Source organism: Glutamicibacter nicotianae, assembly GCF_002797775.1.
Classification (GTDB): Bacteria; Actinomycetota; Actinomycetes; order Actinomycetales; family Micrococcaceae; genus Glutamicibacter; species Glutamicibacter nicotianae.
The window spans coordinates 963,013-975,973 of the sequence record NZ_PGEY01000001.1 but is presented as its reverse complement, the minus strand read 5'-3'; the positions used below and the strand labels follow the sequence as shown (position 1 = coordinate 975,973).

At 65.2% G+C, this 12,961-nt stretch carries 12 protein-coding genes; 4 read left to right on the top strand and 8 right to left on the bottom strand.

Annotated elements, in window-relative coordinates; all coding sequences use genetic code 11:
• The 3 genes from ATK23_RS04395 (at window position 1) to ATK23_RS04385 (ending at window position 2,706) form a co-directional block, all read left to right on the top strand.
• On the top strand, window positions 1-531 hold the full coding sequence (locus ATK23_RS04395) for a hypothetical protein (RefSeq protein ID WP_066137993.1): 531 nt from the start codon (window positions 1-3) through the stop codon (window positions 529-531).
• Entirely contained in the window at window positions 528-2,066 is a 1,539-nt protein-coding gene (locus ATK23_RS04390; RefSeq protein ID WP_083515416.1) for a phytoene desaturase family protein, read from the top strand. Before ATK23_RS04395 ends, ATK23_RS04390 begins: the two co-directional genes overlap by 4 nt.
• 313 nt (window positions 2,067-2,379) lie before the next feature.
• Window positions 2,380-2,706 (top strand): hypothetical protein, encoded by a 327-nt coding sequence (locus ATK23_RS04385; RefSeq protein WP_245858298.1) that lies wholly within the window; start codon window positions 2,380-2,382, stop codon window positions 2,704-2,706.
• A gap of 100 nt (window positions 2,707-2,806) precedes the next feature.
• Here ATK23_RS04385 and ATK23_RS04380 read toward each other — a convergent pair whose 3' ends face one another.
• From ATK23_RS04380 to ATK23_RS04370, 3 genes are read right to left on the bottom strand one after another with little or no spacing between them, the layout of a single operon-like run.
• A complete protein-coding gene (locus tag ATK23_RS04380) occupies window positions 2,807-3,541 on the bottom strand; it encodes a glycosyltransferase family 2 protein (protein ID WP_066137980.1) in 735 nt (244 codons plus the stop codon).
• The gene (locus ATK23_RS04375; protein WP_066137977.1) at window positions 3,534-4,904 is read right to left on the bottom strand and encodes a PIG-L family deacetylase; all 1,371 of its coding nucleotides are present in this window, start codon (window positions 4,902-4,904) and stop codon (window positions 3,534-3,536) included. Before ATK23_RS04375 ends, ATK23_RS04380 begins: the two co-directional genes overlap by 8 nt.
• Entirely contained in the window at window positions 4,898-5,959 is a 1,062-nt protein-coding gene (locus tag ATK23_RS04370) for an acyl-CoA dehydrogenase family protein (protein WP_066137974.1), read from the bottom strand. Before ATK23_RS04370 ends, ATK23_RS04375 begins: the two co-directional genes overlap by 7 nt.
• Before the next feature lie 381 nt (window positions 5,960-6,340).
• Between ATK23_RS04370 and ATK23_RS04365 the strand changes: the two genes are divergently transcribed.
• A complete protein-coding gene (locus tag ATK23_RS04365) occupies window positions 6,341-6,532 on the top strand; it encodes a CsbD family protein (RefSeq protein WP_038991459.1) in 192 nt (63 codons plus the stop codon).
• A gap of 128 nt (window positions 6,533-6,660) precedes the next feature.
• Here ATK23_RS04365 and ATK23_RS04360 read toward each other — a convergent pair whose 3' ends face one another.
• The 5 genes from ATK23_RS04360 to ATK23_RS04340 all read right to left on the bottom strand — a co-directional run bounded on the left by ATK23_RS04360 (window position 6,661) and on the right by ATK23_RS04340 (window position 12,948).
• Window positions 6,661-7,137 (bottom strand): pyridoxamine 5'-phosphate oxidase family protein, encoded by a 477-nt coding sequence (locus ATK23_RS04360; protein ID WP_066137972.1) that lies wholly within the window; start codon window positions 7,135-7,137, stop codon window positions 6,661-6,663.
• A 102-nt stretch (window positions 7,138-7,239) separates the two neighbouring features.
• Window positions 7,240-8,370 carry a YihY/virulence factor BrkB family protein gene (locus ATK23_RS04355; protein ID WP_066137969.1) on the bottom strand — a complete coding sequence of 377 codons (1,131 nt, stop codon included), beginning with the start codon at window positions 8,368-8,370 and terminating at the stop codon, window positions 7,240-7,242.
• 101 nt (window positions 8,371-8,471) lie between these two features.
• The gene (locus ATK23_RS04350; RefSeq protein ID WP_066137966.1) at window positions 8,472-10,574 is read right to left on the bottom strand and encodes a catalase; all 2,103 of its coding nucleotides are present in this window, start codon (window positions 10,572-10,574) and stop codon (window positions 8,472-8,474) included.
• Window positions 10,575-10,806: 232 nt separating this feature from the next.
• Window positions 10,807-12,027: an ammonium transporter gene (locus ATK23_RS04345; protein WP_038991574.1), complete on the bottom strand. Its 1,221-nt coding sequence runs from the start codon at window positions 12,025-12,027 to the stop codon at window positions 10,807-10,809.
• A 261-nt stretch (window positions 12,028-12,288) separates the two neighbouring features.
• The gene (locus tag ATK23_RS04340; protein WP_066137961.1) at window positions 12,289-12,948 is read right to left on the bottom strand and encodes a hypothetical protein; all 660 of its coding nucleotides are present in this window, start codon (window positions 12,946-12,948) and stop codon (window positions 12,289-12,291) included.
• Window positions 12,949-12,961: the final 13 nt, after the last annotated feature.

Here is a 12,961-nt window from a genome sequence, read left to right as displayed (position 1 = left end):
ATGCCGAACAACACCATCGACCAGATGACCCTGCACAGGTACTTGGGCGAGCACCTGCTGGGTTCCGAATCGGGGCTGAACCATTTCAAGGCGGCGCACCACACCTGGGCGGGCACGGCGTACGCCGACCGCTTCGAGTCGCTGCACCAGCAGGTGAAGGACGACCAAGCGGATCTGAAGCGGATCATGGACCGGCTGGGATGCCGGCAGCGTCCGCTGGCCCGCCTCCTGGTACCGGTGGCCAAGCTCGCCGGTCATGTCAACCCATTCAATCCGCTGCGGATGCGCAAGCTAGCCGCCGCGCAGGTGCAGCTCGATGTGCTCACCGGACTGCTCAATGCCAAGTTGCGCATGTGGCAGACGCTGCTGCTGATGCTGCCCCACGATCCGCGCCTGGACCAGGCGCTGCTGCAGGACCTGTCGCATCGTGCCGAGTCGCAGATCAGCCAGCTCAAGGCGCTCAGCGATGAGACCTGGCCCGAGCGCTTCGCCCCGCAAGAACACGAGAACCAGGAGGAACGCCGCCGATGAGCAATGGGAAGGCGAATGTCGTCGGGGCCGGCCCCAATGGGCTGGTCGCCGCGGCGGTGCTTGCGCAGAACGGTTTCGATGTCCAGGTCTTCGAGCGCAATGCCCATCCGGGCGGCGCCGCGGCCTCCGGCAGCACGCTGGGCGAGGGCACCATTGTGGATTTGGGAGCTGCCGCCCACCCCTTCGCCTACGGCAGCCCGGCATTCGCGCATTTCGACCTGGCCGGCCACGGCCTGCAATGGGATTTCCACGATTACCCGCTGGCCCACCCGCTGGAAGGCGCCGAGTCGGTCTTCCTGCACCAGAGCCTGGACGCCACCAGCAGGCAATTCCCCGCCGACCGGAAGATCTGGCGGCTGCTGCATGGGCCGCTGGTGCGCAATCCGCAGGAGATCCTGGAGAACGCCACCAGCCCGCTGCTGGGCATCCCGCCGCATCCGGTGCTGATGGCGCGCTTGGGGCTGCGCTCGCTGCCGCCGGCGAAGCTCCTGGCCGCCGCGGCCTTCCGCACCCGGCAGGCCGCGGCGCTCTTCGCCGGTTCCAGCGCGCATTCCATGCTGCCGCTCGCCCACCCGTTCACCTCGGGATTCGGCGTGCTTTTCGGGTCCCTGGGCCAGTCCTGGGGGTGGCCGGTGGCGCACGGCGGCACCGGCAGCATTATCGACGCGCTGCTGCGGGTGCTCGATGGGCTCAGGGTGCAGATCCACACCGGGCACCAGATCACCAGCCTCGCCCAGCTTCCCGATGCCGAACTCACTTTCCTGGATGCCACGCCCCGCCAGGTGGTGCAGATGGCCGGCGGCCAGCTTCCGCCACGCCTGCGCCGCCGGTTCGAACGCTGGCGCTACGGCACCGCTGCCTTCAAGGTGGACTACCTGCTCGATGGCCCGATCCCCTGGCAGGATGCGCGCACCGCGCGGGCTGGCACCGTGCATGTGATCGGCGATGCCGCCGAGCTGGCCGCCGCCGAGCACCAGGTCGCCTCCGGGAAAATGCCCGACCGCCCCTTCGTTATGGTGGTCCAGCCTTCGAGCGCCGATGCCTCGCGCGCCCCGGCCGGCCGCCACGTCATCTGGTCCTACGCCCACGTGCCCCAGGGCTATGCCGGGGATGCCGGTGCGCTCATCGATGCGCAGATCGAGCGGTTCGCGCCGGGTTTCAGAGACCGGATCGTGCAGCGGGTGGACACCTCCCCAGCGCAGCTGCAGGCCTGGGATCCCAACCTGGTCGGCGGCGATATCGGCGGTGGATCGCTGTCCGGCACCCAGCAATTCTTCCGTCCCTCCGCTTCGCTCAATCCCTATTCCCTCGGCGTTCCGGGGTTGTACCTGTGCTCTTCTTCCACGCCGCCGGGCGGCGGGGTGCATGGCATGGCTGGCTGGCATGCGGCGCATCGGGCCCTGCGCGAGCTTGGGCGCACCTGGGCCGATAATCAGCTTCCTTGGTTGCCGGCGATGGATCAGCGGTACGCAACTACATGGGCGAACCGAGCCCGCGCAGCCCAAGCCAATTCCTGCAATAAGGCTTTTGACTAGTAAAAAATAAAGTCTGGGAATTTCCTCAGAATCGGGACGGGTGCACAAGAACTTGGTGGGCCGATGATAATTTCATACCAAGTCCCCACCGCTTGGCGTATGGTCGACAGCGTCACTGAAGGCCATGCCGCCGCAGGGGCCGGAAAACTGCATAGTTGAAGTGAGAAGTATCGTCTAGAAGTGGAGGGTAGTTCACATGCCAGGAAGGCTAGTCAGATCCCAGACCGCGGTGCGCGTTGCTGAGTTGCTGGGATCACGCGAGGGCAGAAGACATTTGGGCAATTATGGCTGGACCCAGGGAATGCCAGTGGTCATGACACAGCCTGAGGAATCGCTCGACGATGTCATGGGTCTGGTTTCGGTGCATAAGCGGCCGGTGCTGGTCGCGATGCTTGAAAAGCAGACCGAGGAGCTGAAATTCTTGCACATTTCCGAGCCTTCTCCAGTCTTGGAAGTGGTTCCGGCCAGTGCGCCGCGCAGCACGATCAAGGATTTGTTCGCGCAGGCCGAGCACAGCGGCATGGCCGCATTCCGCGTAAAGTACTGGCAGTACAGTGCGGTCGCCCACGCGGTGCCCCATTTCGACGCGAATGCGCCAGGACACAGGTACGCCGCACAGGAGTCCGGCAGCAGCCTATAACAGCTGGCAACGCTGCCACCACAGCCCCCTGTAATCTGCGCACCGCGCAGTTCACCAGGGGGCTGTTTCCATGCCCGGGACCAGGTCTGCTTGCTGGATGCTAGCCGGTGTTGAGCATCCGGCGATCCAGCGCCGCCAGATAGTCCGCGAAGCCTTCGCCCAGCCGGCCGCGCAGGCGCCCAGAGGTGGTTGCTTGCAGCCGGGCCGTGGCCTGGACCCGGTAGCCGGCATGGCGCAAGGCTTCCACCAGTGACACATCCTCCCGGGCCGCCAGCGGCTCGAAGCCTCCGACAGCCAGATAGGCGGCAGCGCACACGCCGAAGTTCGCGCCGTGGATATGGCCATGCCCCTCCACCGGCTGGTATTCCTGCTGCCAAAGGGCGAAGAGGTGCTCATCGAGTTCGCTGCGGTCCGGTTCCACGGTTCCCGCTACCGCATCTGCTCCGCGGCTATGCAGGCGGGCAAAGCCCTGAAGCCAATGCTCGGGGACGCAGGTATCCGCGTCGGTGCTGGCCAGCCAGATGGCGCCTGGGTCGCCGGCCGCTGCGAGGAGGCCAAGGGCATGGTGTGCTCCGGCGGCACGGCTCGCACCGACATTGCCGAAGCCGACCTGCTGCACGCTGATCCGCCAATCCTCGCTGGCATGCCTCCCGGCGATCTGCGCCGTGCCGTCCGTGCAGCTGTCGGCAACCACGATGGCCCTGGCCTGGATCTGCGGGCGGGCATGGGCAAGACGGTCCATGGCCGCGCGCACCGAATCCAGGCAACGGCCCAGGCGTTCTTCCTCGTCGCGGGCCGGGATGATCACCGCCATGGCCGCCAGCTGCCTACCCATGGGCACCAGCTGGCTTGCGCAGTATTTCAAGCAGGAAATCGGCTTCGCGATGCTCCACGATGCGCTCCCACCGCAGCTGGCCCGCCATGCGGTGCACTTCTTCCCCGTCCAGCGGCCAGCCGTCGATGGGATGCAGCCAATGGCAGAGCACCAGCTCTCCGCCGGCTTGGAGTGCGGCAGCGCTGGCGGCGAGCACCTGCTCCAGTTCGTCGGCTGCCAGGAAGTAACCCATCTCGCTGAGCACCACCAGCTGCAAGCTGCCCGGCTCCAGCTGCGGAAATTCCCGGGGCACCGTGGCCTGCAGCAATTCGACGTGGTCCATTCCGGCCACGGCCCGCCTCGCCTGGGCCAATGCGGTGGCGCTGGCGTCGACCGCCAGCAGACGCGTGCTGCGGCGGGCCAGTTCGGCGCTCTGCACCCCGATGGAGCAGCCCAGCTCCAGCACCGCCGCATACTGCTCCCGGGACAGGGAGGCGAGCAAGATCTGCTGCTTGCGCTGCTCGTAGCGGCTGCTGCGGTATTCCCACGGATCCTCGCGCTCCCCGTAGAGCTCGTCGAATACTGCCGGAGCCGACGCGGCATCCTTGTGGCCAGGCCAGGTGGCGCGGAAGATCTCGGCACCGCGGGAAAAATGCTGCAGGAAGCCTTCGCTAAGGAGGACTTCGTCTCCTGGCAGGGCGGACAGCGGCGTGGTTTGGGAACGGTGGGCCTCCAGGGCGCGGGCCTTGGCATCCGTGCTGGAAGCATCCAGGGCCAGCCGGAACCAATGCCTGAAGCTGGGCTGCCGGTCCGGTTGCGCCCAGTGCCAGAACCAGATGGGGAATTCCAGGTGGCAGGCATTGTGCGCCAGGGCGCAGTCCGCGGCGAGCAGACCCAGGATTTCGTGGTCCGGGTGCCCGTCGCCGCGGTAGGTGCTGGCGATCAGGCAGCGCTCGCCGGCGTGCTGCTCAAGGGCTGCGCGGATCGGCTCCTGCTGCACTGCGAGTTTCCCGTCGTCCAGGCCCAAGCAGTGCAGATGCAGCGTTCCGCTGCGCGGTCCCTGTGCGCGCAGCATGTCCATGGCCTCGGCCAGTTCGGCCTGGCGCAGCGCGGCCAACTGGGCCGCGGAGTGTGTGGTGGAGTCCGGATGCGATGCTTCCCCGAAGCTGCAGACGATCACGTGGACATCGATCCCCTGGCCAAGCGCCATGCGGATCAGTCCTCCGGCTCCCAGCGTCTCGTCATCCGGGTGGGCGGCCAGAACAATCACCGATGCCATTGCGTGGAAGAGCTTCTCCGGATCCAGTGCGGCGATCTGCTCAAGCCCAGCTTGCTGCCAGCAGCTTGCAGAGGTTCCCTGGTCCTGATGCGTGAAGTTCACCATGCGCTGCCACCTTCCTTGCCGGCACGGTCCGCAATCAGCTGGCCCAGCGCCGCGTCATCGCGGGCCGCGTGGTGCTGGCGCAGATAGATGCCCAGGTCTGCTGCGCGCCGCGCATGCTCCTCATCGGCGGTCAGCGGGCCCGGGCCGGTGGCTTGGCCGCTGAGCTGCAGCACCCGCTCGCAGGCCCCGGCCACCTGGCCGCGGACCCGATGGGCTGAAATGGCATCCAGTGCTCCGGCATCGGCCAGCCCGGCGGCCTGTTCCAGCAGTGCGGCGCAGCCGGCCAGCAAGCGGTCCGCTTCGCCGAGCCAAGCAAGGGCCAGCTGATCCGGGGTGCGCGCTTGGGCGCTGCGCAGCAGATGGCGGTAGATTCCCACCGCTCCCCCAAACCAGCAGGCGGCAACACCGACGCCGCCAACGGCGAACCCCTGGCGGGACAGGTACCAGCCAGCGTCTTGCACCGGTTGGGCCGGCACTCCGGTGAAGTCCACGGAACCGCTGGGCAGCTGGGCCATGCCTCGGCTGATCCAGCCACCTGTTGCCGGTTCAACGCCGGGGTGGCGCAGGGAAACCATGAACAGCCGGTTCCCCTCCGGTGTTCGGGCGGTGACCAATGCATGCGTCAGCGCGGCGGCCAACGAGCACCAGTGCTTGGTGCCGTTCAGTTCCCACTCTCCGCCGGATTGGCGGGTCGCTTCCAGAGTGGTGGTGGGCGACTGCGCGGCGAAAACGCCCCAGGAGGTACCTGCTTGCCACGGCATGCCCGCCTGGCTCAGGATTCCGGCTGCATCCAGATGCGGTTCCAGCGTCCTGGCCGCAACCAGGTCGGTGGCGGCCACGGACGCCAGCAGCTCCCAGAGCCGCTGCGTCTGGCCAGCGGCTGGAACCGGAGGATCTTCCCCCGAGTCTTCCAGCACGCGCAGCATCGCGTCCGGGTTGCCCTCGCAGCACACGGCGGCATCACGCACCGCTTGCTCGGCACCCCACCACGGCTCTCCATTGCGGGTTGCAAATCGTGGTTCGCCTGTACTGAATGACACCGGCTTCTGGTCCATCAGCCCTCTTTCCTTGGTAGGAACTTTTGACCAGTCTAGGTTCCGGGCAATTCGTGCCTCGCCCACCTGAATGGCACCTGAAAGCCGCAAATAACCACAGACCCACCCCTGAAGTGTCCCGCGGGAAGAATCCGGGGATGCTGCGGATCAGCCGGCCAACCTGGCAACGCAACGCGCATGGTTCAGGGACGCACCGCCAATCGCACCGAGGGCCCGAGGCACAACATCGAGAGAGCTTGCGGAATTCGCCGCGCTGAAGGCGGCTCTGTGATGATCTGCAAAGTATGCCACAAGGAAATTCCCAGCTTCAGGTCCCCGATTTGCAATCTGCCCTAGAGTTCAAATTGTCAGTACACCAGATCCACACAGGAGGTAAGAATCATGGGAATTGGAGACAAGATCCAGAACAAGGCCCAGGAAGCATCTGGCAAGGCCAAGGAAGCCATCGGCGATGCCACTAACAATGAGCAGCTGCAGGCCGAAGGCGTGAAGGACCAGGCCGCTGCCAAGGCCAAGCAGGCAGGCGAACACGTCAAGGACGCCGCCAAGGATGTCAAGGACGACCTGTCCTAAGCAGCGCAACCAGCTGTGCCCCATGAATGCCAATTCATGGGGCACAGCTCTGCGCCAGGCAATGTGCACAGCGATACGGCCGCTGCTCCGGGAATTCGGAGCAGCGGCCGTTTGCGGTTTTTGGCGCCCTAGAGTTCGACGCTATTCGAGTCCCCGGGCTCGGCGGGTTTTCCGGTGAGTTTCTGCTTCACCCAGCCGGCCATCAGGCTCGCTGCCCCACCGGGGTTCTCCCAGTATTCAGCGGAGTCGGCATCGATGCGCAGCAGCACAGACTGCGCAGATTCCGGGCCTTCGCTGGCGAAGGTCTCCACCGCGGCGTTCCACAGCTCCTTCTTCTTGGCGACATCGAGCACCACCTCGGCGTGGCCGCTGACCGACACCCACGCCTTGGATCCGCTGAACGCGGCATTGACCAGTCCCTGGGCCCGGATTTCCTTGACAATCCCGGCGTCGGCGGCAGAGAAGAACCAGAGCTCTCCTTCGTCGGTGGCTTCAATCAGCGTCAGGGGGCGGCTGGCCAGCCGTCCAGCGCTGTGGGTTGTGACCATGGCGATCCGCATGTCCTTGATGATGCTGATGACTTTGCTTGCTTCGTCGTTGGCCATGATGAGCTCCTTTGTCTTGGAATAATCTGGTCGTTTCACACGCTACCGAGGTGCCGGCCCGCGCCAAGGGGCGCCCAGGCGATTGCCAGCTTCAGCTCCTGCTCAGCTTTCCGGGTTCCGCCTGGAATCCGGATCCGCTTGCTCTTCGGCGTCCAGCTCGCTGGCAAAGCGCAGCTGCCGCCCGTCGCTGATGTCCTGCTCTTCTTTTTCCTCCTGCTTCATGCTGGCCTTGGTATCCCGCGGCGGAAGCTGGACCGAGCGCTCGGCGGCAATCCCCGCCTGCAGCTGGCGCCCGCGCTCGGCTTCCGCGTCGAAGACCGCGCCGAACAGCAGCGACAGGTTGGCGATCCACAGCCACAGCAGCAGCACGATGACCCCGCCGATGGCACCGTAGGTCTTGTTGTAGTTGCCGAAGTTCGAAACGTAGAAGAAGAAGCCGACGGTCGCCACCGCCAGCACGAGCAGCGCGATGGCCGAGCCCAGGCTGATCCAGCGGAACTTCGGTTGCTTCACATTGGGAGCCCCGTAGTAGAGCACGGCCACCAGCACAATCGCGCACAGCACGATCACCGGCCATTTGGCGATATTCCAGATCGCCACCGCGCCCTCGCCCAGCCCCATGGCGTTGCCCAGCGCCTGGGCCAGAGGACCGGAGACGATCAGCAGCATCCCCAGCACGGACACGGCCACAAGAAGTACCAGTGTCAGCAGCAGCATCAGCGGGCGCAGCTTGTAGAACGGGCGGCCTTCGTCCACCTCATAGATCTGGTTCATGGCCCGTCCGAACGCCCCGACATACCCCGAGGCGCTCCATAGCGCACCGAGCAGACCGGCAATCAGCGCAAAGCCTGCCGACGGGGCCGACGCCAGCTGCTCGATGGGCTGGCGCAGGGTTTCGACCACTTCCTTGCTGGCCAGTTCCTGGATCAGCGAAAGGATGTTGCGGGTCATGTTCTCCGCCTGGCCGGCAACTCCGAGCAGGGAGACTACCGCCAGCAGGGCCGGGAAAATGGAGAGCATCGCGAAATAGGTCAGCGAGGCCGCCATATCCGTGCATTTCTTCCGGGAGAATTCCCTGATGGAGCGCTTGGCCGCGTACTTCCATGACCGCGGGTGCATGTCCGGTGGGGAATCGGGCTTGGTTCGGGCATCGGGTGCCGGAGCACGCCTGGCTTTCGCAGCCGTTGCGCCCGCGCTGCCTTTTCCATCATGGCTCTCGGATTCTGAAGTCATGTGCAAATCTCCTCAACAATTACTTGTGCCAGCGGGCAGCGCTGGCGCAGGCGCAGGCGCACCAGCTGATGCACCTGCCGCGCCGCACCCGCCTGGCTGCGCTAGTCCTTGACCGGGAAGCGTTCCCAGGCGCGGTGGGCGGACAGCAGCTGTTGCGCGCTGTCGGCAACCCCGTCTACCTCGACAAGTTCAATGCCTGGGGCATCGTCTTCCAGGCCGACTGCCTGGAGCAGGCCATCGGAGAGCCCGTCAAGGGTGATGATGGCCTTGTTGTGCCGGTAGGCCTCCGCGACCAGCAACGCCACGCGCGGGTCGATGGGAACCCCGCCTGCCCCCAGGGCGCCGGCCTTGGCATCCAGCGCAACCGCGGCGTCCGGGGCCGGCGGCAACGGGCCGATGAGCACCAGCGCATCGAATTCGATGGAGCGCGCCGTCAGGTAGGTGCGGTCAATGGGCAGGTCCGGGGCCACTTCGCCGCCGGAGGCCGAAACGAGCAGCGGGGACATGCCCCGTTCGGCCAGCGCCTGGGCTATTGCCGGCACGTGCTGGTGGTTTCCGCTGTTGAACACCACCCCGACCTTGCGCCCGTCCACCGGCCAGGCTTTTCCGATCTGAGACAGCGCGGGGCTGGCCACCGGGTCATCCAGCTGCACTGCGGCCGGTGCCGGCAGGCCCAGTGCCTGGGCCACCCCGGAGGCCAGCTGGGTATCGATCTTCGCCAGGCATTCCACCTGCCGCTGGCGGATCGCGGTATCGGTGCACTTGCCCAGTTCAAAGGAGTAGGCCTGCTGCACGTGGGCGCGCTCCACGGCCGAGAGGCTGATGTAGAACAGGCGCGCCTGGCTGTAGTGGTCCGAGAAGCTGGCCGGCTCGGAACGCACCTTCTTCCCGGAGGCCACAGGCTGCGGGAAGTCCAGTGGAGGCTGCTGGCCAGAGAGAACCTGCGACATGTAGGGGCAGCCGCCATCCAGCGAGTTCGGCTTGTACGGCGCGATGCCCTTGGGCACCCGGTGCTGGTGGAAGCCGTCGCGGAACATGTCATTGACCGGCGAGTCCGGCGAGTTGATCGGGATCTGCGCGAAGTTCGGCCCGCCCAAGCGGGTCAGCTGGGTGTCCAGGTAGGAGAAGAGCCGCGCCTGCAGCAACGGGTCGTCGCTGATATCGATGCCCGGAACCAGATGCCCGGGGTGGAAGGCCACCTGTTCGGTCTGCGCAAAGTAGTTCTCCGGGTTGCGGTCCAGCACCATCTTGCCCAGCGGCTGGACCGGAGCCAGCTCTTCTGGGACAAATTTCGTCGGATCCAGCAGGTCGATGCCTTCGAAGACCGCTGTGCCGTCATCGGGGAAAATCTGCACGCCCAGTTCCCATTCGGGGTAGGCGCCGGCATCAATGGCTTCGGCCAGATCGCGGCGGTGGAAGTCCGGATCCGCGCCGGCGGCCAGCTGGGACTCTTCCCAGGCCAGCGAGTGCACGCCGAGCTTGGGCTTCCAATGGAACTTCACCAGGGAGGAAGCGCCTTCCTCGTTGACCATGCGGAAGGTGTGCACGCCGAAGCCTTCCATCATGCGCAGCGAACGGGGTATCGCCCGGTCGCTCATCTGCCACATCACGTGGGCTTGGGCAGGGGTGTGCAGGGAGACGAAATCCCAGAAGGTGTCGTGGGCGGATTGTGCCTGCGGGATCTCGGTATCCGGGTGCGGCTTCGCGGCGTGGACGAGGTCCGGGAACTTGATCCCGTCCTGGATGAAGAACACCGGGATGTTGTTGCCCACCAGATCGAAGATGCCTTCGTTGGTGTAGAACTTCGTCGCGAAGCCGCGGGTATCGCGGGCCGTGTCCATGGAACCGCGGGATCCGACCACGGTGGAGAAGCGGACGAAGACCCTGGTCTGCCGTCCGGGCTTGAGGAAGTCGGCACGGCACAGCTTGCCGGCATTGCCGTAGCTGGTGAATGTGCCGTGGGCGCCGGCGCCGCGCGCATGGACAACGCGCTCGGGAATCCGCTCGTGATCGAAATGCATGATCTTCTCGCGCAGGTGGTGGTCCTGCAGCAGGGTGGGCCCCCGCTCGCCGGCTTTCAGCGAGTGATCGGTGTCGTTGACTTCAGCGCCCTGGGTCGTGGTCAGGAACTCGCTGTCCTGTCCGGGGCCGGACAGTACCGGCTTCTGTCCGTGAGTTGATGGCTGTTGTGGTTCGCTGGTCATGGCACTCTCCTTATTCGCAGGAATGATCGGCTGGTAAGTGCCACGCTAGGGGCCTTCGCGGTGCCGATGCCACCGGGCAAGCTGATTCCCATGGTTTGCACATGTGCCAGCTGGCGCATCGGCAAATGCCAGGACCGCCGGTGGCTGCATGGCCCACCGGCGGTCTTGTCGGACGTTTCAGAAACGTCCTGCCCCTCGTGCTTGTACTGCGTTATTTTCCAGATTCCGCTCCTTACTTGGAAACCAGCTGGTATCCATTTTCGTTGTGTTCGGCCTCGTCGATCCCGGCAATCTCGATGTCTGCCGTGACACGCCATGGGCTGAACTTTCCAATAACCGTTGCGATGACCCAGGTCATCACCGCGGAGAAGGCCATGACCACGATCAGGGTGGCCGTCTGGGCGATCAGCTGGGCTACGCCGCCGCCGTAGAACAGGCCGCCGGCGCTTTCCTCGGTCGGCAGTGCGAAGAAGCCGAGGAACAGGGTGCCGATCAGGCCGGCGACCAGGTGCACGCCGACAACATCCAGCGAGTCGTCGTAGCCGAGCTTCCACTTCAGGTTCACGGCCCAGGCGGCACCGGCTCCGGCCAGCACGCCCAGCAGCATGGCGGCCCATGGGGCAACGTCGGCGCAGGATGGGGTGATGGCTACCAGGCCGGCCACCAGGCCGGAGGCAACGCCCACCGAGCTGGGGCGGGAGCCGCGCAGCTTCTCGACCAGGATCCAGCCGAGGACTGCGGCACCCGGAGCTGCCAGGGTGTTGACCCAGATGAGTCCTGCCTGCTCGACGGTGGTTGCCGCCCCGGCGTTGAAGCCGAACCAGCCGAACCACAGCAGGCCTGCACCGAGCATCACCAGCGGGGTGTTGTGCGGCTGCGGACGGTCGTGGAAGTTGTGGCGCTGGCCGAGCTTCAGGGCCAGGACCAGGGCTGCGATACCTGCGTTGGTGTGGACCACTGCGCCGCCGGCGAAGTCGATGGCTTCGCCGAAGATGCTGCCCAGGAAGCCGTCGGCGGAGAGCAGTCCGCCGCCCCAGACCCAGAAGGCGACCGGTGCGTAGACCAGGGTGACCCACAGCGGCACGAAGAACAGCCATGGTGCGAAGCGCGCACGGTCGGCGATGGCTCCGGAGATGATGGCCACCGAGATCATGGCGAAGGTTCCGGCGAATCCGGCGGCGAGCAGCTCAGACTGCTCGGTGTTGTGCATGGCGAAGTCGCTGATCGGGTTGCCGACAATTCCGGCGATGGCTGGTTCTCCGGCGGAGAACGAGTAGCCCCACAGCACCCAGACGACGGCGGTGATTGCCGCGGCGGAGAAGCTCATCAGCATCATGTTCACTACGCCGGTGGCGCGAGTCATGCCGCCGTAGAAAAGTCCCAGTGCCGGTGTCATCAGCAGCACGAGCGCGGCAGCTATCAGGATCCACAAGCTGGCAACATCCAACTCCATCTGGATCACGTCCCCTCAAGTTATTCGGTGTATCGGTGGTGATATGACTATTGAACTAACCCGATGTTTCCGAACACTCGCTGCTTCGTTTCCGCTGTGTATCAAGTTCTTGCCGGGGGTAACGGTTGCTTCTCGGCAATGTTTCCATGCCGTTTCGAACAGTTCACGGTTCTGCTGGCAGCCGGTGAAAACGGGCAGCCCGGCATCGGCAGAAAGTATTTTCTGCCGATGCCGGGCTGATCGCGCTGACGCCGCGTGCGGCTACAGGCGCTTGATTTTCACGACCTGGAACTGCGGCACCGTGGTTGAGCCGCCGATGGTGGTGTCGTAGCTCAGCGAACCGGTGACCGTCGCGGTGATTTGCACGATGTCCTCGGCCACGATGTCATCAAGCACCTTGCAATCCACCAGGCCGTCGCCGGCTGTGAACATCGAATTGTGCTCGTAGTCGTATTTGCCGACGTGCGCATGGCTCAGATCAGCTCGGAAGGTGCAGGGACCGGTCGCGGAGTCGAACTGCGTGACCCGCCCATAGACGATCACGTTCTCGTCGATGTGCGCGTCCGGCTTCTTCACGATCTGCGCCAGTTCACGCTTGGTGATTTTCCGTGCCTTGTTGGCCTTGGCTTTCTCCGCCTTGGCCGCGGCTTCCTTCTCCTTCTTCTCCTTCGCCTTGCGGGCTTTCTCGGCTTCTTCGGCAGCGACGCGTTCTTCTTCGGCCGCGCGAAGCTCTGCAGCTTCGTCCTGGGCCAGGGCCAATTGCGATTCCGTTTCGGTCAGCTGAGCTTGAAGCGTTTCTACTTCAGCGGCCATGGCCGAGCTTGAAGCCTGCGCGGCCTCGAAATCTTCCGTGGAGACGCCGCAGGCGGCCAGCGAGAGAATTCCGGCAAGTACAAATGCCGTCAGAATGGACTTTTTCATGGTCCACCTCCAT

Excerpts from the sequence above, each read along its gene's own strand:
- ATK23_RS04395 (WP_066137993.1), top strand. The coding sequence starts at position 1 with ATGCCGAACAACACCATCGACCAGATGACCCTGCACAGGTACTTGGGC.
- ATK23_RS04390 (WP_083515416.1), top strand. The coding sequence starts at position 528 with ATGAGCAATGGGAAGGCGAATGTCGTCGGGGCCGGCCCCAATGGGCTG.
- ATK23_RS04385 (WP_245858298.1), top strand. The coding sequence starts at position 2,380 with ATGACACAGCCTGAGGAATCGCTCGACGATGTCATGGGTCTGGTTTCG.
- ATK23_RS04380 (WP_066137980.1), bottom strand. The coding sequence starts at position 3,541 with ATGGGTAGGCAGCTGGCGGCCATGGCGGTGATCATCCCGGCCCGCGAC.
- ATK23_RS04375 (WP_066137977.1), bottom strand. The coding sequence starts at position 4,904 with ATGGTGAACTTCACGCATCAGGACCAGGGAACCTCTGCAAGCTGCTGG.
- ATK23_RS04370 (WP_066137974.1), bottom strand. The coding sequence starts at position 5,959 with ATGGACCAGAAGCCGGTGTCATTCAGTACAGGCGAACCACGATTTGCA.
- ATK23_RS04365 (WP_038991459.1), top strand. The coding sequence starts at position 6,341 with ATGGGAATTGGAGACAAGATCCAGAACAAGGCCCAGGAAGCATCTGGC.
- ATK23_RS04360 (WP_066137972.1), bottom strand. The coding sequence starts at position 7,137 with ATGGCCAACGACGAAGCAAGCAAAGTCATCAGCATCATCAAGGACATG.
- ATK23_RS04355 (WP_066137969.1), bottom strand. The coding sequence starts at position 8,370 with ATGACTTCAGAATCCGAGAGCCATGATGGAAAAGGCAGCGCGGGCGCA.
- ATK23_RS04350 (WP_066137966.1), bottom strand. The coding sequence starts at position 10,574 with ATGACCAGCGAACCACAACAGCCATCAACTCACGGACAGAAGCCGGTA.
- ATK23_RS04345 (WP_038991574.1), bottom strand. The coding sequence starts at position 12,027 with ATGGAGTTGGATGTTGCCAGCTTGTGGATCCTGATAGCTGCCGCGCTC.
- ATK23_RS04340 (WP_066137961.1), bottom strand. The coding sequence starts at position 12,948 with ATGAAAAAGTCCATTCTGACGGCATTTGTACTTGCCGGAATTCTCTCG.